Source organism: uncultured Modestobacter sp. (assembly GCF_947486615.1).
In the GTDB taxonomy this organism is placed as follows: Bacteria; Actinomycetota; Actinomycetes; order Mycobacteriales; family Geodermatophilaceae; genus Modestobacter.
The window spans coordinates 442705-465488 of the sequence record NZ_CANKUD010000001.1; the positions used below are offsets into that span (position 1 = coordinate 442705).

Annotated in this window: 23 protein-coding genes; 7 read left to right on the forward strand and 16 right to left on the reverse strand. The window is 77.1% G+C overall.

Annotation, left to right across the window (positions count from 1 at the left end; genetic code table 11):
- Positions 1–11: 11 nt before the first annotated feature.
- Genes Q1A09_RS02130 through Q1A09_RS02145 form a run of 4 tightly spaced genes read right to left on the reverse strand, consistent with a single transcriptional unit; the run spans position 12 to position 3710 of the window.
- Entirely contained in the window at positions 12–1325 is a 1314-nt protein-coding gene (locus Q1A09_RS02130) for an MFS transporter (protein ID WP_299951566.1), read from the reverse strand.
- A complete protein-coding gene (locus tag Q1A09_RS02135; RefSeq protein WP_299951568.1) occupies positions 1322–2107 on the reverse strand; it encodes an ABC transporter ATP-binding protein in 786 nt (261 codons plus the stop codon). Before Q1A09_RS02135 ends, Q1A09_RS02130 begins: the two co-directional genes overlap by 4 nt.
- The gene (locus tag Q1A09_RS02140; RefSeq protein WP_299951570.1) at positions 2104–2901 is read right to left on the reverse strand and encodes an ATP-binding cassette domain-containing protein; all 798 of its coding nucleotides are present in this window, start codon (positions 2899–2901) and stop codon (positions 2104–2106) included. Before Q1A09_RS02140 ends, Q1A09_RS02135 begins: the two co-directional genes overlap by 4 nt.
- On the reverse strand, positions 2898–3710 hold the full coding sequence (locus tag Q1A09_RS02145; RefSeq protein ID WP_299951573.1) for a TauD/TfdA family dioxygenase: 813 nt from the start codon (positions 3708–3710) through the stop codon (positions 2898–2900). Before Q1A09_RS02145 ends, Q1A09_RS02140 begins: the two co-directional genes overlap by 4 nt.
- Positions 3711–3875: 165 nt before the next feature.
- Between Q1A09_RS02145 and Q1A09_RS02150 the strand changes: the two genes are divergently transcribed.
- The 7 genes from Q1A09_RS02150 (at position 3876) to Q1A09_RS02180 (ending at position 11469) form a co-directional block, all read left to right on the forward strand.
- On the forward strand, positions 3876–4694 hold the full coding sequence (locus Q1A09_RS02150) for an ABC transporter ATP-binding protein (RefSeq protein ID WP_299951575.1): 819 nt from the start codon (positions 3876–3878) through the stop codon (positions 4692–4694).
- Entirely contained in the window at positions 4691–5491 is an 801-nt protein-coding gene (locus Q1A09_RS02155) for an ABC transporter ATP-binding protein (protein WP_299951577.1), read from the forward strand. Before Q1A09_RS02150 ends, Q1A09_RS02155 begins: the two co-directional genes overlap by 4 nt.
- Positions 5492–5521: 30 nt before the next feature.
- Complete coding sequence (locus Q1A09_RS02160) at positions 5522–7030, forward strand: ABC transporter substrate-binding protein (protein ID WP_299951579.1); 1509 nt, start codon at positions 5522–5524, stop codon at positions 7028–7030.
- Between the two features lie 3 nt (positions 7031–7033).
- A complete protein-coding gene (locus tag Q1A09_RS02165) occupies positions 7034–8824 on the forward strand; it encodes an ABC transporter permease subunit (protein WP_299951581.1) in 1791 nt (596 codons plus the stop codon).
- A 61-nt stretch (positions 8825–8885) separates the two neighbouring features.
- On the forward strand, positions 8886–9896 hold the full coding sequence (locus Q1A09_RS02170) for a metal ABC transporter substrate-binding protein (RefSeq protein ID WP_299951584.1): 1011 nt from the start codon (positions 8886–8888) through the stop codon (positions 9894–9896).
- Positions 9887–10597 carry a metal ABC transporter ATP-binding protein gene (locus tag Q1A09_RS02175; protein WP_299951586.1) on the forward strand — a complete coding sequence of 237 codons (711 nt, stop codon included), beginning with the start codon at positions 9887–9889 and terminating at the stop codon, positions 10595–10597. Before Q1A09_RS02170 ends, Q1A09_RS02175 begins: the two co-directional genes overlap by 10 nt.
- On the forward strand, positions 10591–11469 hold the full coding sequence (locus Q1A09_RS02180) for a metal ABC transporter permease (RefSeq protein WP_299951588.1): 879 nt from the start codon (positions 10591–10593) through the stop codon (positions 11467–11469). Before Q1A09_RS02175 ends, Q1A09_RS02180 begins: the two co-directional genes overlap by 7 nt.
- 108 nt (positions 11470–11577) lie before the next feature.
- Here the strand turns inward: Q1A09_RS02180 and Q1A09_RS02185 are convergent, their stop codons facing one another.
- The 12 genes from Q1A09_RS02185 to rpmB form a co-directional block, all read right to left on the reverse strand.
- Positions 11578–14232: an FtsX-like permease family protein gene (locus tag Q1A09_RS02185; protein ID WP_299951590.1), complete on the reverse strand. Its 2655-nt coding sequence runs from the start codon at positions 14230–14232 to the stop codon at positions 11578–11580.
- Entirely contained in the window at positions 14229–14957 is a 729-nt protein-coding gene (locus Q1A09_RS02190; RefSeq protein WP_299951592.1) for an ABC transporter ATP-binding protein, read from the reverse strand. Before Q1A09_RS02190 ends, Q1A09_RS02185 begins: the two co-directional genes overlap by 4 nt.
- Entirely contained in the window at positions 14954–15559 is a 606-nt protein-coding gene (locus Q1A09_RS02195) for a PadR family transcriptional regulator (RefSeq protein WP_299951593.1), read from the reverse strand. Before Q1A09_RS02195 ends, Q1A09_RS02190 begins: the two co-directional genes overlap by 4 nt.
- A 93-nt stretch (positions 15560–15652) precedes the next feature.
- Positions 15653–16456: a class I SAM-dependent methyltransferase gene (locus Q1A09_RS02200; RefSeq protein ID WP_299951595.1), complete on the reverse strand. Its 804-nt coding sequence runs from the start codon at positions 16454–16456 to the stop codon at positions 15653–15655.
- Positions 16453–18924, reverse strand: coding sequence for an ATP-binding cassette domain-containing protein (locus Q1A09_RS02205; protein WP_299951597.1), 2472 nt, complete (start codon positions 18922–18924; stop codon positions 16453–16455). Before Q1A09_RS02205 ends, Q1A09_RS02200 begins: the two co-directional genes overlap by 4 nt.
- Positions 18921–19877, reverse strand: coding sequence for an ABC transporter permease (locus Q1A09_RS02210; protein ID WP_299951599.1), 957 nt, complete (start codon positions 19875–19877; stop codon positions 18921–18923). Before Q1A09_RS02210 ends, Q1A09_RS02205 begins: the two co-directional genes overlap by 4 nt.
- A gap of 3 nt (positions 19878–19880) precedes the next feature.
- A complete protein-coding gene (locus tag Q1A09_RS02215; RefSeq protein WP_299951601.1) occupies positions 19881–21446 on the reverse strand; it encodes an ABC transporter substrate-binding protein in 1566 nt (521 codons plus the stop codon).
- A gap of 59 nt (positions 21447–21505) precedes the next feature.
- The gene (locus Q1A09_RS02220; protein ID WP_299951603.1) at positions 21506–21643 is read right to left on the reverse strand and encodes a hypothetical protein; all 138 of its coding nucleotides are present in this window, start codon (positions 21641–21643) and stop codon (positions 21506–21508) included.
- A gap of 134 nt (positions 21644–21777) precedes the next feature.
- Positions 21778–22002 carry a 30S ribosomal protein S18 gene (gene rpsR, locus Q1A09_RS02225; protein WP_299951605.1) on the reverse strand — a complete coding sequence of 75 codons (225 nt, stop codon included), beginning with the start codon at positions 22000–22002 and terminating at the stop codon, positions 21778–21780.
- Entirely contained in the window at positions 21999–22301 is a 303-nt protein-coding gene (gene rpsN, locus Q1A09_RS02230; protein ID WP_299951607.1) for a 30S ribosomal protein S14, read from the reverse strand. The genes rpsR and rpsN overlap by 4 nt, the downstream gene beginning before the upstream one ends.
- 1 nt (position 22302) lies before the next feature.
- Positions 22303–22470, reverse strand: coding sequence for a 50S ribosomal protein L33 (gene rpmG, locus Q1A09_RS02235; protein ID WP_299951609.1), 168 nt, complete (start codon positions 22468–22470; stop codon positions 22303–22305).
- The gene (rpmB, locus tag Q1A09_RS02240) at positions 22470–22739 is read right to left on the reverse strand and encodes a 50S ribosomal protein L28 (protein ID WP_299952063.1); all 270 of its coding nucleotides are present in this window, start codon (positions 22737–22739) and stop codon (positions 22470–22472) included. The genes rpmG and rpmB overlap by 1 nt, the downstream gene beginning before the upstream one ends.
- Between the last annotated feature and the right edge of the window lie 45 nt (positions 22740–22784).

Sequence of the window (22784 nt, forward strand, 5' to 3'; positions counted from 1 at the left end):
CGGTCGACCGGTCACGGGTGCGCCGGTTCCTCGGCGGGGACGGCGGGCGCCGGGAGCCCCGCCGGCGGTGTGCGGGCGATCCGCCGGGTGAGCAGCGCCAGCCCGACGGCGGAGGCCGCGGGCAGCGCCGCCAGCACCAGCCACGGGACGGCGGCGGCCGGCTGCGGCCGGTCGGCGAGGTCGAGCAGGGCGCCCACCCCGGTGCTGCCCACCAGCACCGCGGCGCCGCCGGCGGAGGCGAGGAAGCCGAAGTGGGCGCCCAGCCGCCGCTCGCCGGCGAGGCGGGGCACCAGGTCCTGGGCGAGCGGGACGGCGACCATCTGGCCGGTGTAGAGCAGCAGCACCATGCCCACCGCGGGCGCGAGCGCCCAGATGCCGGACGGTGGCGCGAGCGGGGCGCACACCGCGACCAGCAGGAACGAGGCGCTCATCAGGGCGAACCCGAACGGCAGCGCCCGGTGCGCCCCCGCCCGCCGGGCGCGGGCGGTGATCCGCAGCTGGAACAGCAGCACCGACACCGCGGCCAGCACGAACAGCCAGCCGAGCGCGCCCTGGCTGCCGGTGGCCCGGGACAGCTCCACGGGCAGCGCGAGGTAGAGCTGGTTGTAGCTGAGCAGGTAGGTGCAGTAGCAGGCGGTGAAGGCCAGGAAGGTGCGGTTGCGCAGCACGTGACCCCAGCCGGCGAGCACGCTCTCCTCCCCGCTGCCCTCGGTGCGCAGGTCGCGCGGCAGCCAGCGCAGGTGCGCGGCGAGGACGACGCCGAAGACGCCGGCGGACACCCAGCAGGTGACGCTGAAGGGCACGGCGAGCAGCACCGCGCCCAGCGCCGGGCCGGTGACCGAGCCGAGCTTGCTGGCGATCGCGTCCAGGCCGAACACCTCGGCCCGGGTCACCACCCCGGCGACCTCCAGCCGGTGCCCCTGGTCGGCCAGCGCGGACTCCACGGCCGGGGAGAACAGCGCCGCGGCGAAGCCGACCAGCACGGTGCCCAGCAGCACCGCCGGCAGCGCGTCGGCGACGGCGAGCACCGCGAACCCGGCGATCCGGATCAGGCAGCCGATGACCACCACGGGCTTGACGCCGAACCGGTCGGCCAGCCCACCGCCGAGGAAGAACAGGCCCTGCTGGCTGAAGGTGCGCACGCCGAGCACCAGGCCGACCAGCCCGCCGGCCAGCGCCAGGTCCTCGGTCAGGTGCACGGCCAGGAACGGCACCACCAGGTAGAAGCCGACGTTGAAGGCCAGCTGGGAGGCCAGCAGCAGCCGCGGCACCGCGGGCAGCCGGCGGAACAGCACCAGCGGCTGCCAGCTGATCCGCCCGGTCACGTCAGCACCAGCCGCGGGACGGCGGTGACCAGGGCGCGCGCCTCCCGGCTGGCCGGGTCGGTGAGCACCCGGTCGACCGGGCCGGCCTCCACGACCCGGCCACCGGCCAGCACCACCACGTCGGAGCAGAGCGCGGAGACCACGCCCAGGTCGTGCGAGACGACCAGCAGCGCCACGCCCTCGGCGTCACCGATCTCGCGCAGCAGGTCGACCACCTGCAGCCGGACGGCGGCGTCCAGCGCGCTCACCGGCTCGTCGGCGATCAGCACCTCCGGACGGGGGGCGAGTGCGCGGGCCAGCGCGATCCGCTGCCGCTGGCCGCCGGAGAACTCGTGCGGCAGCCGCGTGGCGGCGTCCGGGTCGAGCCCGACGGCGAGCAGCAGCTCGGCGACCCGGGCGCGGTGGTCGCCGGCCACCCGCAGGCAGCGCAGCGGCTCGGCCACGGCGTCCCCGACGCGCATCCGCGGGTTCAGCGAGCGGCCGGTGTCCTGCGGCACCACCTGCACGGCCCGGCGGAACCAGTGCAGCGACCGGGGCCGGCCCGGGTGCACCGGCCGGCCGCGGTAGGTGACCTCCCCGGCGTCGGGCCGCTCCAGCCCGAGCAGCAGCCGGGTGAGGGTGGACTTGCCGGCGCCGGACTCCCCCACCACGGCCACCCGCCGGCCGGCACCGACGACCAGGGCGACGCCGTCCAGCGCGGGTGCGTCGCTGCCGCGGTACCGGCGGGTCAGCCCGCGTGCGGCCAGCAGCGGGACGTCGCTCGTCCGGGACCCGGCGCTCACCGGGCACCCACCAGGGCCGGCGGGCTGAGCGCGGCGGTGGCCTCGACCAGGGCGCGCACCGCGGGGTGGTCGTGCCCGGCCAGCACCTGGTGCAGCGGCCCGTCGGCCAGCAGCCGGCCCTCGTCCAGCACCAGCACCCGGTCGCAGGTGGTCGCCGCGGCGGCGAGGTCGTGGGTGACCAGCAGCAGCCCGGCGCCGCGCTCGCGGGTGGCGCGGCCGAGCGCCGCGAGCACCCCGTGCTGGGCGGTGGCGTCGAGTGCGGACGTCGGCTCGTCGGCGACCAGCAGCCGGGGGCTCCCGGCCAGCGCCATGGCGAGCGCGGCCCGCTGCCGCTGCCCGCCGGACAGCTGCACCGGGAACCGCCGGTCGGTGCCCGCGGGCAGCCGCATCTCCGCCAGCAGCTCACCGGCCCGCACCGCGGCCGCCCGGCGACCGGTCCCGGTCCGGCGCAGCGGAGCGGCCACCTGCCGGCCCACCCGCACCTGCGGGTTGAGCGAGGTGCCCGGGTCCTGCGGCACGAGCGCGGTCACCGGCCCCCGCAGCGGGCGCAGCTCCCGCTCCGGGGCGCCGACCACCTCGGTGCGCTCGACCCGGACGCTGCCGGTGACGACGGCGTCCGGGGGCAGCAGGCCGAGCAGGGCGAGCGTGGTCAGCGTCTTGCCCGACCCCGAGGCGCCGACCAGGGCGACCCGCTCCCCCGCGGCGACGTCGAAGGAGACACCGGACACGACGGTGCGGCCGCCGAAGCCGACGGTGAGCGCGCGGACCTGCAGCAGGGGGAACCCGTCGCTCACCAGGCGTCCGCGGTCAGCACCGTCAGCACGTCGACGTCCCGCTGGCCGGTGAACGGGTCGCGGCCGTGCAGGCAGCGGTAGTTGTCGATCACCAGCACCTCGCCGGCCTCCAGCCGGAAGTGCGGCACCACGTCCACGGCGGTGGCGAGCACGTCGGCCCACAGGTCCAGGTGGGCCTCGTGCTCGGCGGCGCGCGGCTCGCGCGGCACCGGGACGGCGGTCTCGCTGGCCCGCACCACCCGGCGGCCGGCCCGGGTGTGCTCGACCAGCCGCCGCACCAGCGGGGTGCGCGGCACCTCGTGCGGTGCGGTCTGCCACCCGCCGAAGTAGTCGACGTCGGTGCCGGTCAGGAAGGCGTGCAGCTCCGGGCAGCCGGTGGCCAGCGCGTCGACGAGGGCGTACCCGTCGACCAGGAACGAGTCGCCGCCCTCGGGCGCCGGCCGGACGCAGCGCTGCAGCAGCCCGTCCTCGTCCGGGTCGCGCAGGGCGACCGTACGGCCGTGCACGTCGACCACCACGTAGGCGCCGTCGCTGTGCAGCCCGAGCAGCTCGCCGGCCTGCTGGCGCAGCGGGCGGACGGCGAACAGCTGCCGGAGCCGGTCGCCGTAGAGCTGGGCGGCGACCACCGGCAGCGCCTCGGGCCCCGGACCGGGCTCGGCCACCACGACCGCGCCGTCCCGGGCGAGCAGCTCCCGCGCCTCCTCGACGCTGCCCGCCGACTGCGGGACGACCCCGGTGGCGCGGAGCAGGTCGGCCAGCTCGGGGCGGACGGCGCCCACCCGGCGACCGGAGGGGGTGCGTGCGGCCAAGGTGTTCCTCCTGGGGATGGGTGGTGCCGGCCGGGCGAGGGGCTCCGGCCCGGTCCGCGAGGGGGCCTCGCCCGTGGAACGGTATTGCAACCACCTTGCAGGAAGGCGACCGGCTCGAGACGGGCAGCTGACGGGCGCCCGACGCGACCGGGTAGATTGCCGACAATGGTTATCACTCCGGCGCGAGCGGAGGACCGGCTGCCGGCGCTCGTCGTCGACGGCCTCTCGGTCTCCCTCGGCGGCCGGGAGCTCGTGCGCGGGGTCCGGCTCGAGGTCGGGGCGACCGAGCGGGTGGCGCTGATCGGTGCGTCGGGCTCGGGCAAGTCGTTGACCGCCGCAGCGGTGCTGGGCACCCTGCCCGCCGGCGCGCAGGTCCGCGGCAGCGTCCAGGTGGCCGGGGTCGAGGTGACCGGCCGCCCGCCGGCCCGCCGTCCCGCCGCCGCCCGGGTCGCCGCGGTGGGCCAGGACCCGGCCGCCGCCCTCAACCCGCTGGTGCCGGTCGGCGCGCAGCTGGCCCTGCCGCTGCGCAACCACCGCGGGCTGCGCGGCGCCGAGCTGGCGCGGCAGCGCACCGAGCTGCTCGCGGCGGTCGGCCTGGACGACGCCGAGCGGGTGCTGCACAGCTCCCCCGGCGAGCTCTCCGGCGGTCAGCGGCAGCGGGTCTGCATCGCCATGGCGCTGGCCTCCCGCGCCGGGCTGCTGGTGGCCGACGAGCCGACGACCGCCCTGGACCTGGTCACCCAGGCCCAGGTGGTCACCGTGCTGCGCGAGGCCACCCGGGACGCCGCCCTGCTCTTCATCACCCACGACCTGGCGGTGGCCGCCGCCCTCTGCGACCGCGCCGTCGTGCTGCACGGGGGCGCCGTCGTGGAGGACGCCCCGATCACCCGGCTGCTGACCGACCCCCGGCACGAGCAGAGCGCCGCACTGGTGCGCGCCGCCCGCGCCGGCGCGCTGCCCACCCGGGCCGGGGTCGCCTCGTGAGCGGCCCGGTGGACGGCCCGGTGCTCACCGCCGCGGGCATCGAGCGCGGCTACCCGCTGCCCCGGCGCCGCCCGTGGGGGCCGCGCACCACCGTGGCCGCGCTGCGGGGGGTCGACCTGCGCGTCGCCGCCGGGGAACGGGTCGGGCTGGTGGGCACCTCCGGCTCGGGGAAGTCCACCCTGCTGCGCTGCCTGCTGGCGCTGGAGAGCCCCGATCGCGGCACCGTGACCGTCGCCGGTCGCGCCGTCCGTCCGGGGTCGACGGCGTCGCTGCGCTGGTACCGCCGGCTGGTCCAGTACGTGCCCCAGGACCCGGCCGGCTCGCTCGACCCGCGCTCGACCGTGCGCGAGCTGGTCTCGGTCCCGCTGCGGCACCTGCAGGTGCCCGGCGACCACGCCGCCGCCGTCACCACCGCGCTCACCCGGGTTGGCCTGGACCCCGACCTGGCCGGCCGGCGTCCCGGGGAGCTCTCCGGCGGCCAGGCCCAGCGGGTCGCCCTGGCGCGGGCGCTGGCCCCCGAGCCGGTGCTGCTGCTGGCCGACGAGCCGGTCAGCGGCCTGGACTTGCCGGTGCGCGACCAGGTGGTGGAGGTGCTGGCCGACCTCTCCGCCCGCCAGGGCCTGGGGCTGCTGCTGGTCTCCCACGACCTGGCCGTCGTCGCCCGGCTCTGCGACCGCACCGTCGTGCTCGCCGACGGGCTCGTGGTCGAGGAAGGGCCCACGGCCGACCTCCTCACCCGCCCCGCGCACCCGCGCACCCGGGACCTGCTCGACGCCGTCCCCACCCTGCCCGCCTGACCGCTGACCCACCCCACAGAGAACGGAACGATGTCCTCCTCCCGCACTCCCCGCCTGCTCGCGCTCGGCGCCACCGTCGCCCTGCTGACCACCGGCTGCTTCAGCAGCTCGACCGACGGCGGCGGCAGCGAGGCCGCCGCCGAGGGCCGGATCTCGCTGGCCATGCTGCAGCCGCCGCGCTCGGGGCTGAACCCGCTGACCGACGACGCGTTCAAGCTCTCCCGCTGGAGCACCGCCGAGACCCTGGTGGTGCTGGACGCCGACGGCGACGCCCAGCCCGCCCTGGCCACCGAGTGGACCCAGACCGACGACCTCACCTGGCGGTTCACCGTCCGCGAGGGCGTCGAGTTCCACGACGGCACCGAGCTGACCGCCGAGCAGGCCGCCGCCGCGCTGACCGCCGCGAACGAGGCCTCGCCCCGGCCGCGGATCCTGGACGGTGTCGAGCTGAGCGCCGTGGCCGACGGCTCCGACGTCGTGGTCACCACCGGTGAGGCCGACCCGCTGGTCCCGCAGCGGATGTCCAGCCCGCAGCTGGCGGTCCTCGCCGCGGCCGCCTACGGCGCGGACGGCCGGGTCGACCCGGTCGGCCACGGCACCGGCCCGTTCGAGCTGGTCGCCGTGGACGGCACCTCCGGCGCCACCCTCGACCGCTTCGACGGCTACTGGGGCGACCCCGCGGCCGCCGCCGGCATCGACGTGTCCTTCGTGCCCGACGGCACCGCCCGGGCCGCGGCGCTGCGCACCGGCACCGCCGACGTCGTCGAGGCGGTGCCGGTCTCCCAGGCCGGGCTGGTCGACGAGGAGCTGGTGCACGAGGTGCCCATGCCGCGCACCAACACCCTCTACCTGAACACCGTGTCCGGGCCGTTCGCCGACCCGGCGGTGCGCGCCGCCGCCCGGGCCGCGGTGGAGCGGGCCACCATCGTGGAGAACGTCTACGAGGGCCGGGCCGACATCGCCGAGGGCCTGCTGGGCCCGGCCATCCCGTGGGCCGCCGACCTGCGCGAGGGCCAGGCGGACGCCGCGGCGCCGGCCGTGCCGGCCGGCACGACGATCACCCTGGGCACCTTCACCGACCGGGCCGAGCTGCCCGAGGTCGCCGTGCTGCTCGAGCAGCAGCTGGAGGCGGTCGGCTTCACCGTGGAGCAGGACGTCCGGGAGTACGCCTTCATCGAGGCCGACGCCCTGGCCGGCGTGTTCGACGCGTTCATCCTGTCCCGCGCCACGGTGCTGGACTCCGGCGACCCGGTCGCCTACCTGTACAGCGACTTCGCCTGCGAGGGCTCGTTCAACATCGCCCAGCTGTGCGACCCGGCGGTGGACGCCGCCCTCGAGGAGGCCGCGGCCGCCACTCCGGGCCCGGAGCGCCAGCAGGCGGTCATCGCCGCCGAGCGGGCGATCCTGGACACCGGTGCCGCGGTGCCGATGCTGCACGAGCGGGTCATCCAGGGTGAGGCCGCCGGCGTCTCCGGTGCCGTGCGCGACCCGCGCGAGCGGGCGCTGATCACCGCCGACACCACCGTCGGCGAGGACTGAGCCGTGCCACGGCGGGGATGGGTGACCGCCGCCTCCCGGGCGGTCACCGTCCTCGGCGTGGTGGCGCTGATCGGGGTGCTGCCCTGGCTGTCCGGCCGCAGCCCGGAGCTGTCGATCCTGCGGGCACGCTCGGCCGAGCAGGAGGCCACCCCGGAGGCGCTCGCGGCGATCCGGGCCGAGCTCGGCCTGGACGCCGGCCCGCTCGGGCTGCTCGGGCACTGGCTGTCCGGGCTGCTCCGCGGCGACCTGGGCACCTCGTGGATCTCCGGCGGACCGGTGGGTCCCGGGCTCATCGAGGCCCTCGGCGTCTCGGTGACGCTGATGACCGCGGCCCTGCTGGTCGCGCTGGCCACCGCGGCGCTGCTGTGCTGGCCGCCGCTGCACCGGGTCGCCCGGGGTGAGCGGGGCCGCACCGGTGGCGCGGTCGGGGCCGCCCTCACCGCGCTGCCGGAGTTCCTGCTGGCTTCCGTGCTGCTCCTGGTCGGCGCGGTGTGGCTGGGCTGGTTCCAGCCCTTCGGCTGGACCGGCCCGTCCTCGGTGGTGCTGCCGGCGCTGGCGATGGGCCTGCCCGCGGGCGGGCTGATCGGCCGGCTGGTCGCCGACGGGCTCACCGTCACCGGCACCGAGCGGTGGGTGCCCACCTGGCAGGTGGCCGGCGCGTCGGCCGGTCAGCTGAGCCGCGCCCTGGTGCGCCGCACCCTGCCGGCGCTGACCACCCAGGTGGCGCTGGTGCTGGTCGGCCTGACCGGCGGGGCGGTCGCCGTGGAGCAGGTGTTCGCCGTCCCCGGGCTGGGGCGCGCGGTGCTCGGCGCCGCGTCGGCCCAGGACCTGCCGACCCTGCAGGCCGGGATGCTGCTGCTGCTCGGCGTCTCGGCGGTGTTCGGCGGGCTGGCCGCGCTGACCCGGGCACTGCTGCTGGGCCGGGCGCTGCGCAGCGGCAGCGTGCCGGTACCGGCCCGCACCACCCCGTCCCGGCGGCGCGACTGGCTGCTGCCGGCCGGTGCGGCCGGGCTGCTCGTCGTCGTGGTGGCCGCCGGCCTCGGTCGTGACCCGCTGGCCTCGGCGCACCCCCGGCTGGCCGCGCCCAGCGTCGCGTTGCCGTTCGGCGCCGACGCCAGCGGGCGTGACCTGCTGGCCCGGGTGGCCCACGGGGCGGTGCAGACCGTCGGCACGGCGACCCTGGTCGTGCTGGCCACGCTCGTGGTCGGCGTCCTGGTGGGGCTGCTGCCCCGGGCGTCGGTCGGGCCGGTGGAGGTCGCCAACGCCGCGCCCCCGGTGATCGTCGGCGTGCTGGTCGCCGCGGCGCTGGGCACGTCCCAGGCAGGGGCGGCGCTGGCCGTCGCACTGGTCGCCTGGGCGCCGATCGCGGCGTACGTCGCGGCCGCGTCGGAGGAGGTCCGGCGGCAACGCCACGTCACCGTGCTGCCGGTGCTGGGGGTGGGGCCGGCGGCGGTCACCTGGCGCCACGTGGTGCCGGCCGTGCTGCCCGCCGCCGCCCGCAACGCCGTGCTCCGGCTGCCGGGCATCGCGCTGGCCCTGGCCGCGCTGGGCTTCCTGGGCCTAGGGGCCACGCCGCCGGCCCCGGAGTGGGGGCTGCTGCTGGCCGAGGGGATGCCCTACGTCGAGCGGGCGCCCTGGGCGGTGCTCGCCCCGACCGCGGCGCTGGTGACCACCTCGGTGCTCGCCGTCTCGCTGTCCGGGCTGAGCCGCCGCCCGCGCCGGCCGGCCGGGCCGGTCGCGGTGCCGGCCGGGACGACGGCCCCGTCGCCGGAGCAGCCCGCCGCGGTGGGGTGACCACCGGCCGCCCCGTCAGCGCCCGTTTGACAACGATTCTCATTACCCGGACCATCGGGCCATGCAGTCACCGCGCCACCGACGTCCCGCCCGCTCGCTGTCCACGCTGTCCCTGACCTGCGCCGCGGCGGTGGCGCTGGCCGGCTGTTCCGGCGCGGCCGATGCGGACGCCGCAGGTGCCGACGAGAGCAAACTGACCGTCGTGGCGGCGTTCTACCCGCTGGCGTGGCTGAGCGAGCAGGTGGCCGGCGACCTGGCCGACGTCACCTCGCTCACCCCGGACGGCGCCGAGCCGCACGAGTACGAGCTCACCCCCCGCGACGTCGCCGCCACCGCCGAGGCCGACGTGGTGGTCTTCCTGCCGACGCTGCAGCCCGCCGTGGACGCCGCGGTCGAGCAGCAGGCCGCCGAGCGGGCCTTCGACGCCGGCGAGCCGGCCGACCTGTCGCTCACCTACGAGGCCCACGACCACGAGCACGCGGACGGCGAGCACGCGGAGGATGAGCACGCCGAGGACGAGCACGCGGACGAGGAGCACGCCGACGAGCCGGTGACCGACCCGCACTTCTGGCACGACCCGATGCGGATGGCGGCGGTCGGCGACGCGCTGGCCGAGCGCCTGGCCACCGCGGACGAGGCCAACGCCGATCAGTACACCGCCAACGCCGCGGACCTGCGGGCCCAGCTCGAGGAGCTGGACGGGGAGTTCCGCGCCGGCCTGACCGACTGCGCCAGCCGCGAGCTGGTCACCAGCCACACCGCCTTCGGCTACCTCGCCGACGCCTACGACCTCGAGCAGTTCGGCATCAGCGGGCTGGCGCCGGACGCCGAGCCCGCCACCGACGCGCTGACCGAGGCGACCGAGTTCGTCCGGGAGCACGACGTGCGCACCCTCTACTTCGAGACGCTGGTCAGCCCCGCCGTCGCCGAGACCGTGGCCCGGGAGACCGGCGCGCAGACCCGGCAGCTGGACCCGATCGAGGGGCTGACCGACGAGTCGGCGGGTGGGGACTACCTGGCGCTGATGCGGGCCAACCTGGCCAGCCTGCAGGAGGGGCAGACGTGCTCCTGAGCGTCCGCCCCCGCCGGGCGCCCGCCGCCGTCCCGGTGGCCTGTGACAGTGCGCTGACCGTGCGCGGCGGCAGCTTCGGGCACGGCCGGGACGCCGTCCTCACCGGCGTCGACCTGACCGTGCACCCCGGGGAGGTGGTCGCGGTCCGCGGGCCCAACGGGGCGGGCAAGTCCACGCTGGTCCGCGGCGTGCTGGGCCTGTGCGACGTGCAGGCCGGCGACGTGCGGTTCTTCGACGTCCCCCGGGCGCGGTTCCGCGACTGGCACCGGGTCGGCTACGTGCCCCAGCGGCACACCGTCGCCGGCGGCGTCCCCGTGACGGTGCGGGAGCTGGTGTCCTCCGGCCGGCTGAGCCGGCTGCGCACCTGGCAGCGGTTCGGGGAGGCCGACCGGTGCGCCGTCGACTGCGCGCTGGAGGGCGCCGGGCTGGCCGGCTTCGACCGCCGGCTCGTCGCCGAGCTCTCCGGTGGGCAGCAGCGCCGGGCGCTGCTGGCCCGCGCGCTGGCCGGCGACCCGGAGCTGCTGCTGCTGGACGAGCCGACGGCCGGCGTGGACGCCGCCAGCCAGCGGGTGCTGGCCAGCACCCTGGCCGGCCTGGCCGAGACCGGCGCGGCCGTCGTGGTGGTGGTGCACGAGCTGGGCCCACTGGCCGAGGTGGTGACCAGGACGGTGACGCTGCCGGCGGTGGGCACCCGGTGCTGAGCTACGAGTTCATGCGACTGGCCCTCGCCGCCGCCGTGCTCGTGGGCCTCACCGCGCCGACCGTGGGCGTCTACCTGGTGCAGCGCCGGCTGTCGCTGATCGGCGACGGGCTCGGCCACGTCGCGCTGCTCGGGGTGGCCGTGGGGCTGGCCACCCGGTCGGCACCCGTGCTCACCGCCCTGCTGGCCACCGTGGCCGGCGCGGTCGTCGTCGAGGTGCTGCGGGCCCGCCGGTCAACCGGCACCGACGTCGCGCTGGCGATCATGTTCTACGGCGGCCTGGCCGGTGGGGTCGTCGTCGTCACCCGGGCCCCGGCCGGCACCCCGATCACGCTGGACGGCTACCTGTTCGGCGCGCTGACCACCACCACCCGCGCCGACCTCGTCGTCTTCGCCGCGATGGCCGCCGTCGTCCTCGGCGTCACGATCGGGCTGGGCCGGTCGCTGTTCACCGTGGCGTTGGACGAGGAGCACGCCCGGGCCAGTGGGCTGCCCGTGCTGCGGCTGAACCTGCTGCTCGCGGTGGTCACCGCGGTCACCGTGACGCTGTCGATGCGGGTGCTCGGGCTGCTGCTGATCAGCGGGCTGATGGTGCTGCCCGCCGGCTGCGCGCAGCTGGTGGCCCGCAGCTTCCGCAGCAGCCTGGTGATCGCGGCGCTGATCGGGGTGACCGTGTCGGTCAGCGGCACGGCGGTCTCCTTCTACGCCGACACCCCCTCCGGCGGCACGATCGTGCTCATGGCGGTCGCCGCCTACGCCGTGCTCGGCGTCGCGAGGACCGCCCGCCGGACCGCCCGCCGCGACCGGTCCGCCGTGGGCGTCGTCACCGGTGGCCACCCGGCGGAGGGGGCGCCGCTGCCCGTACGCGGCTGAGGGCGGCCGTGGTCGGTCGCCGGGGCGCGCGCTGCTCCCGGCGGCGTTCGTGCGCCTCGCGCGCCAGCTGCGCCGCGGCGACGACGGAGGCCCGCTCGGCCGGCCCGGTCACCGGAGCCGGCCGACCATCGGCAACCGGGAGCGGACGAACAGCCCGGTACCGGCGACCGCCAGCAGCGGGACGACGACCGCGACCGCGCCGATCAGCAGCCAGGGGACGTCGATCAGCGGCCGGGCCCCCATGCCGTAGTCGGTGCTGGTGAGCGGGTGGGCGATGGCGATGCCGGGCCCGAACCCCACCAGGACGCCGAGCAGCGCGCCCGTACCGCCGATCACCGCAGCCGACCCCATCGCCACGAGCCGCCGGGTGCGGGGCGCGGCGCCGACCGCCGCCAGGGTGGCGAGGTCCGGCCGGGCATCGGCGAGCGCCAGCCCGGTCGCGGTGAGCGTGGCGACGAGCACCAGCGCGCCGCCGACGACCAGCAGCAGCACCCGGCCGATGGCGAGGTGGTCGGTGAAGCCCCGCTCCACGTACACCGAGGTGCCGGCCGACAGAGCGGTCAGCGCCTCCCGCAGGTGCGCCTCCTCCGCCTCGGTCACCGGCGCGTCCGGGCCGCCGACGACCAGCTCCGCGGTCACCACCGGCACCGGCAACCGCTCGGCCAGCTCCGGGGGCACGGCGACCAACGCGGGCACCCGCAGGACGTCGTCGGTGGCCGAGACCCCGATCTCGGTCGCCGGCAGCTCGGCGCTGCCGAGCGGACGGTCGGTGCTGCCCGTCCACTCCGATCCGTGCAGGGTCACCTGCCCGTCGTCCACGGCCCCGGAGCCGAAGACCACGGCCTGCCCGGCGGTGAAGGCGGCGAGCACCTCCGCGCGCAGCTCCCGCGCGGTGACGGCGGCGAGCGCATCGGCGTCGACGACCACCACCTCCGCGCCACCGAGCACCGGGGCGAACCCGCCGATCCCCTCGGGGAACCACCGGCACTCCGCCGGCGCGGCCGTGCACCCGGGGCGGGAGGCGAACAGCTGCTGCTGGCTCCCCTCGGTCCAGTTCGCCGTCCGCACCGCGCTGACCTCGCGGTCGGGCAGCTGATCGGCCACGACCCGCTCGACGTCGGCCCAGTCCACGTCCCCGGAGGGCGGGTACAACTGCACCGCGGCGGCGCCCAGCGGGGCCCGCGGGGCGTAGTCGCGTTCCCCCTGTGCACTGTCGCTGTTGTTGGCGATGCCCAGCACGGTGATCCCCGCGACGGTCGCCATGACCGCGGCCACGGCCGGCGCGGTGCGGGTCCGGTTGCGGGTGGCGTCGCGGACCGCGAGCCGGAGCGGGGTGGGCAGCCGCCCGGCCAGCGGCGCGAGGAGCCCGACCAGCCACGGCACGGCGAGGACGGTGCCCAGCACGAGCAGCACGGCGCCCACCGCGATGGCGAACTCGGTGCCCTGGTCACCCCGGGCACCCGTGACGGTGAGTACCACCCCGGCGGCGGCCACGGCCAGGCCCAGCACCGGCAGCTTTCCGGAGCTGTGCACCTGTCCGCGGCGGCCGGTCAGCGTGGTGACGACGTCGGTCTGCGCGGCCTGCCGGGCGGGGACGGCGGCCGCCGCCAGCCCGGCGAGGGTCCCGACCACCACCACCACGAGGACGTCGAGCAGCGGCACGTCGAACGGGCCGAACACCACGTCGGACCGGCTCTCGACCACCGGCACGGCGAGCGCGGCCAGCCCGACCCCGAGCAGCGCACCGAGCACCGCGGCCCCGCCGCCGAGCACCACCCCGGAGGCGAGCACGACCCGGCGCAGGTCGCCCGGTCCGCCGCCGGCGGCGGCCAGCACGGCGAGATCCCGGCGCTGCTGGCGCAGCCCGACGGCGAACGCGGGCCCGGCCAGCAGCACGACCTCCAGCAGGAGACCGGTGACGATCAGCGCGAGCACGGCCACCTCGGCGGTGCCGAGGCCCCGGCTCTCCGACCAGCCGGGCGGGTTGAACGCCGCCTCGGCCGGCGGGTCGGCGACGACCTGGCGGGAGACCACCACCAGCCCCTGCGCGTTCAGCTCCTGCACGGCCGGCCAGCCCAGCCCGCCCGGCACGGCTGCGTAGAACTCCGCGGCCGAGCGGCTCAGCAGCTCGGCGTCGGCCGGTGGCACCACCAGGAACGGCTCCCCGCCGGGGCGCGAGGCGAGCACCCCGACCACCGTGGCCGGCACGTCGTCCCGGCTGAGGAGCAGCTCGTCGCCGACGGCGATGCCGGCGCGGGCCACCGACCGGCTGATCGCCACCTCCCCCTCGGCGACCGGCACCCGGCCGTCGGCCACCTCGGCGGCGCCCTCCCGGAGCGGGTCGGTCAGGTCGTCTGCGTAGCCGTCGACCGTCGCGTACCCCGCATCCGTCCGGTAGGCCAGCGGGCCGATCCGCACCTCGGTCACCTCGGCGCCCGCGGGCAACAGGTCCCGCACCTCGGCCGCCGTCCACGGCGCGTCGTCCGCACCCGGCTCGTAGGAGAGCAGCTCACCGTCCCTCGGGTCGGCCCACACCTGCTGACGGGACGCCCCCTCGATCCGGGCGTCGGCGGCACCGAGCGTGGTCGGCAGCTGCTCCACGGCGCTGACCTCGGCGGTCCGGTACAGCGTGTCCGCGCCGACGATGGCGAGCACCGGCAGGCCGACCATCAGCAGCACCAGCACGCTGCGACCCCGCGCCCGGAGCGCGTCCCGGCGGGCGATGCGCAGCGCCAGCCGCCAGCGCACCAGCCAGCCGCTCACGCCCCGCCGCCCGCCGGGAGCAGCGACTCCGCGCCGGTGACCGGGCCGCTGGTGTCCACGACCACGCCGTCGCGCAGGAAGAGCACCCGGTCGGCCCAGGCCGCGTGCCGGGCCTCGTGGGTGACCAGCACGCCGGCCGCCCCCGCCGCGCACCGGGCCCGCAACAGGCGGAGGACCTCCTCGCCGGTCGTGGAGTCCAGCGCACCGGTCGGTTCGTCGGCCAGCAGCAGGCGCCGCTCCCCGACCAGCGCGCGGGCGATCGCCACCCGCTGTTGCTGCCCGCCGGACATCTCGTCGGGGAACCGATCGGCGAGCTCGCCGATGCCCACCTCGTCCAGCGCGGCCCGCGCCTCGGCCCGCGCCTGCCGGCCACGGACGCCGTCGAGCTCCCGGGGCAGCGAGACGTTCTCCACCGCGGTCAGGGCGGGGATGAGGTTGAGGTCCTGGAACACGTAACCGACGCTGCGCCGGCGGACGGCGGCGAGGGCGGCGGCGGAGAGCCGGGTGAGCTCCTGGCCCTCGACGAGCACCTGCCCGGCGGTCGGGGTGTCCAGCCCGCCGGCGATGTGCAGCAGCGTCGACTTGCCCGAGCCGGAGGCGCCCATCACCGCGACCAGCTCGCCGGGGGCCACGGTGAGGTCCGCCCCACGCAGGGCGTGCACCACCAGGTCACCCTGCCGGTGCTCGCGGGTGACCCCGCTGAGCTCGAGGACGGGGGCGCTCACCGCCGTCCCCGCTTCCCGGCGGGAGCCGCTTCCGGAGCCGGCGTCGCGGCGGCCGGCGGAACGGTGGGACGTCGCGCCGCGGCCCGGGCGACCCGCGCCTCGCAGTGGTCCAGCCAGCGGATCTCCGCCTCGGCCCGGAACACCAGCGAGTCCAGCACCAGCGACCAGGCCAGGTCGTCGGCGGCTTCGCGCACCTTGAGCCGGGTGAGCTCCTGCAGCGTGGACATCGTCGCCGAGCGCTGGGTCTGCACGACCGCCAGGACGTCGACGCCCGGGGTGGTCACCGCCAGCGCCAGCTTGATCGCCAGCTCGTCGCGGGGCGCGGCCCTGGACCCGACGGGCGAGCCGAACCAGGTGCGGACCTCCGCCCGGCCGGCGTCGGTGATCCGGTAGGCGATCCGGCCCTCGCCGTCCGGGGAGCCGTCCGGTGCCCCGTCCTGGGCGACGAGCCCGTCGCGCTCGAGCCGGTCGAGGGTGGTGTACACCTGCCCGACGTTCAGCGGCCAGGTCGCCCCGGTGGCCGAGTCGAACTGGGCGCGCAACTGGTAGCCGTGGCTGGGCCCGCGCTCCAGCAGCGCCAGGAGACCGTGTCGGATGGACATGGAAACGGAGTATGCATACCCGGTATGTGCTCGCCAAGTCGACGCGCGCTGCGTCCCGCCACCGAGGCGACGGTGGCGGGACGCGACCGCCGGTCAGCGGACGGCGAGCAGCACCCGGTCGTCGTGGTCCTGCCAGACGGTGCCGACCTCGGTGAAGCCGGCCTCGGCCAGCGCGGCCTCGTGCATCCGCAGCCCGGTCAGCCGGGTGCCGGGCGCGTGGTCGTCGGGGCCGCGCTCGGCGGCGTTGCGCCGCTCCCGCTCGGCGACGGCCCCGGTCAGCTCGGGTGCGGCGAGCGCGGCGGCCCACCAGGCGTCCCAGTCCGGGACGCCGTCGGCGCCGAACGCCTGATCCGCCCGGCGCCGCTCCGCCGCCTCGGACAGCCGGGTCAGCACCACCTGGCCCGGGTCGTGCGCCATGTTGTCCGCGTTGGCCAGCACGCCGCCGGCCGGCAGCAGCGCGGCAACCCGCCGGTAGGTGGCGGCCAGCTGGGCGGCGGACAGCCAGTGCAGCGCGGTGGAGCTGACCACCGCGTCCACCTGGGTCACCGGCAGCCGCTGCGGCCAGGCGGGGTCGCGCAGGTCGGCGTCGACCCACTGCAGCCGCCCGCCCGCGTCGCCCAGCGCAGCCGCACCCACGGCGACGAGCACCGGGTCCATGTCCACGGCGACCACGTGCGCGGCCGGGAAGCGTTCCAGCACCCGGGCACCGAACGAACCCGGGCCGCAGGCCAGGTCGAGCACCGTGCCGCCGGCGGCGAGCCGGTCGCCGACCAGCTCATCGAGCGCGTCGAGGGCGGCGGTGAACCGCTCCTCGCGGTGCCGCAGGTAGCCGCTCTGCTGGCGGTCCCAGTCGTGCAGCAGCCGGCGCCAGTCGGTGGTGGTGAGCTGATCGGTCATGGGTGGATCTCCTCCAGGGGTGGGGGTGCTGCGGATGGGGTTGCTGCGCGGCCCCGGTCGGGGCTCGCAGGGTCGGGGGTGGGGTGCCGGCGCAGCCGGGCGAGGACGGCGGGCGTGCCGCCGCAGTCGGCGACCGCACCGCGGTGCAGCACCAGCAGGTCGTCGGTCAGCGCGGCCACCGCGGCCAGGTCGTGCGAGACGACGACCAGTGCGACGCCCTCGGCGCGCAGGGACCGGAGCAGCTCCAGCACCCCGGCGCGGACGACGGCGTCCAGCGAGCTGACCGGCTCGTCGAGGACCATCAGCTCGGGCGCCGCGGCCAGCGCGCGGGCGATGACCACCCGCTGCTGCTGGCCACCGGAGAGCTGCCAGGGCCGGCGGCCGGCGAGTTCGGGGTCCAGCCCGACGCGGGAGAGCAACGCCGGGGCACCGCCGGAGGGCACGGGCCGGCCGCGCCGGCGGGCCAGCAGCAGGGCCTCCTCCAGCGCGGCGCCGACGGACTGCCGCGGATCGAGTGCGGTGGCCGGGTCCTGGAAGACGAGCTGGGCGTGCCCGGAGCCGGCGACGGGGGCGGCCCCGGCGAGCTCGACGGTGCCCGTGGTCGGCCGGTGCAGTCCGGTGAGCACCCGGGCGAGGGTGGTCTTGCCGCTGCCGGACTCCCCCACCACGCCCAGCCCGCCACCCCGCGGCAGGGTGAACGACACCCCGGCCAGCGCGGGCGGGCCCACCGACCGGCGCCACCGCCCGGCCGGGTACCGCACGCCGACGTCCCGGGCCCGGAGCAACGGGGCACCCGCGGGAGCATGGGCAGCGACGGTCGCCGGGGCGGCGGCGTCGCGCAGCGCCCGGGTCACCGGGTGCGTGGGCGCCTCGAGCACCCGGGCCACCGGCCCGCACTCGACCACCTGCCCGCCGTCCAGGACGGTGACCGTGTCGGCGTGCGCGGCGACCAGCCCGAGGTCGTGGCTGATCAGCAGCACGGCGGTGCCCCGCTCGTCCCGGGCACGTGCCAGCAGGGCCAGCACCTGCGCGGCGGTGCCGGCGTCCAGCGCGCTCGTCGGCTCGTCGGCGACGAGCAGCTCCGGCCCGCCGGCGAGCGCAGCGGCGACCAGCACCCGCTGCCGCATGCCGCCGGAGAGCTCCGCGGGCCGGGCACGCAGCACGCGGTCCACGTCGGACAGGCCGGCCCAGACCAGCAGCTCCCGGGCGAGCGCGGTGGCCGCCCGCCGGTCGAGCCCGCGGTGCAGCCGGGCGGCCTCGGCCACCTGCGGCCCGATCCGGCGCAGCGGGTCCAGCGCGGTGCCGACGTCCTGGGGCACCAGCGCCACCCGCGCGCCGCGCACCCGGCGCAGGTCGCGTTCGGCGCACCCGACCAGCTCCTGCCCGGCCAGCCGCACCGAACCACCGGCGACCGCGCCCGCCGCCTCGGGGAGCAGGCCCAGCAGCGCTGCGGCGTTCAGCGACTTGCCCGAGCCGCTCGCGCCCACCAGCGCCACGACCTCACCCCGTCCGACGTCGAGGTCCACGCCGTCCACCACCCGGCGCCGACCGTCCGGCCCGGCCAGCTCCACGGTCAGCCCGCGCACCGACAGCAGCGCGTCGGAGGCACGCCCGGCGGGGTCGGGGCGGGCACGGTGCCCGGGTGCGCGCGCGGCCGGCCGGCCGTGGGTGGTCCAGGCCTGCGCGTGCCGGGCCAGCACGAGCACGAGCAGGACCAGCAGCGCCAGCACCAGCATCGGCAGCAGGAACAGCCGCGGGTCGGTGGCCAGGTACGGCCGGGCCTCGACGATCATCGACCCCCACTCCGGGGTCGGCGGGCGCACGCCCAGCCCGAGGAAGCTCAACGTGGAGACCGCCAGCACCAGGCCGGCGACGTCCGTGCCGGCCAGCACCAGCACCGGCCCGGCGACCGCCGGCAGCAGGTGCCGGCCCAGCACCCGGCCGGGTCGGGCCCCGAGCAGGGTCAGCGCCTGGACGACGGGGGCGCGCCGGCGCAGCAGCACCTCCATCCGCACCAGCCGGGCGTAGGAGGCCCAGCCGCCGGCGGCCAGCGCGAGCACCAGGCCTCCGGCCCCGCCGCCGAGCACGCCGGCGAGCACCACCCCGACCAGCAGCGCCGGGACGGCGACCACGACGTCGCTGGCCCGCAGCACCAGCGAGTCCACCCAGCCCCCGCGCCAGCCGGCGAGCAGCCCGAGCGCCAGGCCGAGGGGCAGCGCGATCGCCACGGTCAGCGCCACGATGCCCAGTGAGGTCCGGCCGGCGACCAGCAGCCGGGTGAGCTCGTCGCGGCCCAGGTGGTCGGTGCCCAGCCAGTGCGCGGCCGAGGGGCCCGCCCGGACGGCGGTGAGGTCGGTGGCGGTGGGCGACCAGGGGCTGAGTAGCGGCCCGACCAGCACCGCCAGCACCAGCAGCCCGAGCAGGCCGAGGGCGGCGCGGGCCGCCGCGCTCAGGTGCGCAGCGGTCACGTGCGCACCCCGGCCCGGGCGTCGACGAGCGCGGCCAGCGACCCGGCCAGGCCGCGGGCGGAGACGGCGCCGACCGCGATCAGCAGCACCGCCGCCTGCAGCGGGTACCAGTCGCGGAACTGCAGCGCCCGCACCAGGTAGTCACCCAGCCCCGGCCAGCCGAAGGCGGTCTCGGCGACCAGGGTGGCGGCCAGCGCGGTGCCCACCACGTCGCCGACGACCACCAGCAGCGGCGCGGCCGCGTTCGGCAGCGCGGTGCCCAGCAGCACCCGGGCCGGGGACAGCCCACGCGCCCGGGCGGTGGTGGCGAACGGCTCGCGCAGCGTGCTGCTCAGCCGCGCCTCGGTGACCTGGGCGAGCACCGCGGCCAGCGGCAGCCCGATCACCGCCGCCGGCAGCACCAGCGACGGCCAGCCGGCGATGCCCTGGGTGGGCAGCAGCCCCCACTGCAGGGCGAACAGCAGCACGCCGAGCTGGGCGAGGGCGAAGGCCGGCACCGACAGCAGCGCGAGGGAGCCCACCCGGATCGGCAGCCGGACCACCCGGCGCCGGGTCAGCGCGGCCAGGGCGCCGGTGGTCAGGCCGAGCACCACGGCGACGACCGCGCCGGCCGTGGCCAGGGTGACCGTCGGCCCGAGCCGGGCGCCCACCTCGCCGGCGACGTCCCGGCCGGTGCGCGCCGAGGCACCGAGTTCACCCGTGAACAGCCCGCCGAGCCCGTGCAGGTACCGCACCGGCACCGGCTGGTCCAGGCCGAGCTCGGCCCGCACCCGGGCCACCGCCTCGGCGGTGACCACCCCGTCGCGGGCGAACACGATCGCGGTGGCCGCGTCCCCGGCGGCCAGGGTCAGCAGCCCGAAGGTCAGCAGCGAGGCCACGAGCAGCACCGCGGCGCCCTCCCCGGCGCGGCGACCGGCCACCCGGCCGGCCGCCGCGACCCAGGAGCTGCCCACCGGTCAGCCGGTGACGGTGACGTCGCTCAGCGGCAGGTCGTACTCGGTCGCACCGAGCTCGAACCCCTCGACGGTGTCGCGGACCGCCCACTGGCGGGGCAGCTGCACCAGCGGCACCGCTGCGGTCTGCTCCGCCAGCGTCGTCCAGATCGCGTCGAAGGCGGCCTGCCGGCTGTCCTCGTCCGGCGCCGCCAGCGCCACCGGGATCTGCGCGTCGAGCTCGGGTGAGGCGAACAGGTGCCCCTCCTGCACGCTGCGGAAGTTGGCCGTCAGCGTGCTGTACGGGTCGTAGGGCGCCCCGTAGGTGGAGTAGAAGCGCAGGTCGAAGTCCCGGGCGGAGACGGTGGTGCCGTAGGCGGTGCTGTCCAGCGGCGTGATGGTCACCCCGATGCCCACCTCGCCCAGCTGGTCGGCGACGGCCTGGCTCAGCGAGGTGGCCTGCGGCAGCAGCCCGGGATCCAGGACGAGGTCCAGCTGCAGCGGGACGCCGTCCTTGCTGCGCACCCCGTCGCCGGTCCAGCCGGCCTGCTCCAGCAGCTCCCCGGCGGCGGCCGGGTCGGCGGCGGTGGCCGGCTCCGGGTCCGGCCCGTAGGGCACGTTGGCCGGGAAGACGGTCGTGGCGGCGGTGGCCCGGCCCTCGAACAGGCCCTCGGCGATGCCCGGCCGGTCCACCGCCAGGTCCATCGCCCGTCGGACCGCGGGGTCGGCGAGCGCCGGGTTGCCGGTGTCGGCGTTGACGGTGAGCAGCAGGTTGGTCGTGGACTCGGTGGTGAGCACCTCCACCCCCTCGGTCGACTCCAGCGCCGCGGCCTCCTCCAGCGCGAGCGGGGCGGTGTACTCCCCGCCGATCACGTCCACCTCACCGGCCTGCAGCGCGGCCACCCGGGCGGTGGCGTCCGGGATGACGGCGAACTCGACCCGGTCCAGCGTGGGGGTGCCGCCCCACCAGTCGTCGTTGCGCACGAGCACGACCTGCTGCTCGTCCAGCGACTCGACCCGGTACGGGCCGGTGCCCACCGGTTCGCCCGCGGCAGCCGGGCTGGTGAACCGCACCGGGCGGGTGAGGGCCAGCTCGTTGAGCGCGGAGTAGTACGGCTGGCTCAGCCGCCAGGTGATCGTCGCCTCGTCGGTCGCCTCGATCGACTCGGTCACCCCGGTCAGGCCGAGGAAGCTGTTGTCCGGGTCCTCGACCCAGCGCAGCAGGTCGGTGCGGGCGGTCTCGGCGTCGAACGGCGTCCCGTCGGTGAAGGTGACGCCCGGCCGCAGCCGGAAGGTCATGGTCAGGCCGTCGTCGCTGATCTCGTAGGACTCGGCCAGCGCCGGGGCGAAGGTCCCGTCGGCGGTGTACCGGACCAGCGGCTCGAAGACCTGGTCGAGCACGGTGAAGGACGAGGTCGTGTAGTCCTGCACCGACAGCGACGCCTCCGGGTCGCCCAGCGCGACCCGGAGCACCTGCTCCCCCGCCGACGCCGCGTCGTCGCTGCCGTCGGAGAGCCCGCAGGCGGACAGCGTGAGCGCCAGCGCACCGGCGGCGAGCGCGGCCAGTGGGCGGGACCGGGACGAGGACATGGTGGTGCCTTCTCTCAGGGGTCGGTGCGGTGGAGGTGGATCGGTGGCGCGGGCGGCGGTCAGCGCTTGGACTGCCGGGCGTCCCGGCGACGCTCGGCGCGGTTGCGCCGGTCGGGCACGCCGACGGGCAGCGCGACGGGCTGTCCGGTGGCGGTGGCCGGTGCGTTGCAGCCACTCGGCGAGCAGCAGTCGGACATGGGGTCTCCTCGATCAGGGGTCGGGCGGAGCAGCGGGCGCAGATCCGTGCGCGGCGGGCGCTCGGGCGCCGATGACGGGCTCGGCGGCAACACGGGGCTCGGCGGCAACGCCGGGCTCAGCGGCAGCGTGGTGCTCAGCGGCCCTTCGACGGGTACGGGAGCAGGGCCATCTCGCGGGCGTTCTTGATCGCCCCGGCCACCTGCCGGTGCTGCTTCGGGGTCAGCCCGGTGACCCGGCGGGCGCGGATCTTGCCGCGGTCGGAGATGAAGGTGCGCAGCTGCTGCACGTCCTTCCAGTCGACCGGACCGTCCAGCTTGCGCTTCTTGCGGGGCCGCGGCGGGCGCGGTGCGGGGCTCACCAGGAGCTCTTCGTGATGCCGGGCAGCTCGCCGTTGTGCGCCATCTGCCGGAACCGGACGCGGGAGATGCCGAACTTCCGCAGGTGCCCGCGGGGCCGGCCGTCCTCGACGTCCCGGTTGCGCAGCCGGGTGGGGCTGGAGTCGCGCGGCAGGCGCTGCAGCGCGGTCTGCGCGGCGGCCCGGTCATCCGGCGTGGCAGCGGTGCGCGCCTGCTCCTTGAGGGCCGCGCGGCGCTCGGCGTACCGGGCGACGACCTCGCGCCGCTGCCGGTCCTTCATGATCTTGGAGGTCTTGGCCATCTCAGCGCTCCTCGCGGAAGTCGACGTGCTTGCGGATCTTCGGGTCGTACTTCTTCAGCACGAGCCGGTCGGGGTCGTTGCGCCGGTTCTTCCGGGTGACGTACGTGTAGCCCGTGCCGGCGGTCGACTTGAGCTTGATGATCGGCCGGATGTCGTTGCCCTTGGCCATCAGCCGTTGCCCCGCCCGGCACCCAGCCGACGGCGCGCGTCGGGGTCGGTGGCCCGGATGCGCGCGACGACGGCCTCGATGCCCTGGACGTCGATGGTCTTGATCCCCCTGGTCGAGACGGTGAGCCGGATCCACCGGTTCTCGCTGGCCAGGAAGAAGCGCTTGGACTGCAGGTTCGGGTCGAAGCGGCGGTTGGTGCGGCGGTGCGAGTGGCTCACGGACTTGCCGAAGCTCGGCGTGCGTCCGGTCACCTCGCAGTAGGTGGCCATCGTGGTGCGCCTCCAGGAGTCGGTGGGCGGGAGCAGCACAGACAG

Excerpts from the sequence above, each read along its gene's own strand:
- Q1A09_RS02150 (WP_299951575.1), top strand. The coding sequence starts at position 3,876 with ATGGTTATCACTCCGGCGCGAGCGGAGGACCGGCTGCCGGCGCTCGTC.
- Q1A09_RS02160 (WP_299951579.1), top strand. The coding sequence starts at position 5,522 with ATGTCCTCCTCCCGCACTCCCCGCCTGCTCGCGCTCGGCGCCACCGTC.
- Q1A09_RS02170 (WP_299951584.1), top strand. The coding sequence starts at position 8,886 with ATGCAGTCACCGCGCCACCGACGTCCCGCCCGCTCGCTGTCCACGCTG.
- Q1A09_RS02195 (WP_299951593.1), bottom strand. The coding sequence starts at position 15,559 with ATGTCCATCCGACACGGTCTCCTGGCGCTGCTGGAGCGCGGGCCCAGC.
- Q1A09_RS02200 (WP_299951595.1), bottom strand. The coding sequence starts at position 16,456 with ATGACCGATCAGCTCACCACCACCGACTGGCGCCGGCTGCTGCACGAC.
- Q1A09_RS02215 (WP_299951601.1), bottom strand. The coding sequence starts at position 21,446 with ATGTCCTCGTCCCGGTCCCGCCCACTGGCCGCGCTCGCCGCCGGTGCG.
- Q1A09_RS02220 (WP_299951603.1), bottom strand. The coding sequence starts at position 21,643 with ATGTCCGACTGCTGCTCGCCGAGTGGCTGCAACGCACCGGCCACCGCC.
- rpsN (WP_299951607.1), bottom strand. The coding sequence starts at position 22,301 with ATGGCCAAGACCTCCAAGATCATGAAGGACCGGCAGCGGCGCGAGGTC.
- rpmG (WP_299951609.1), bottom strand. The coding sequence starts at position 22,470 with ATGGCCAAGGGCAACGACATCCGGCCGATCATCAAGCTCAAGTCGACC.
- rpmB (WP_299952063.1), bottom strand. The coding sequence starts at position 22,739 with ATGGCCACCTACTGCGAGGTGACCGGACGCACGCCGAGCTTCGGCAAG.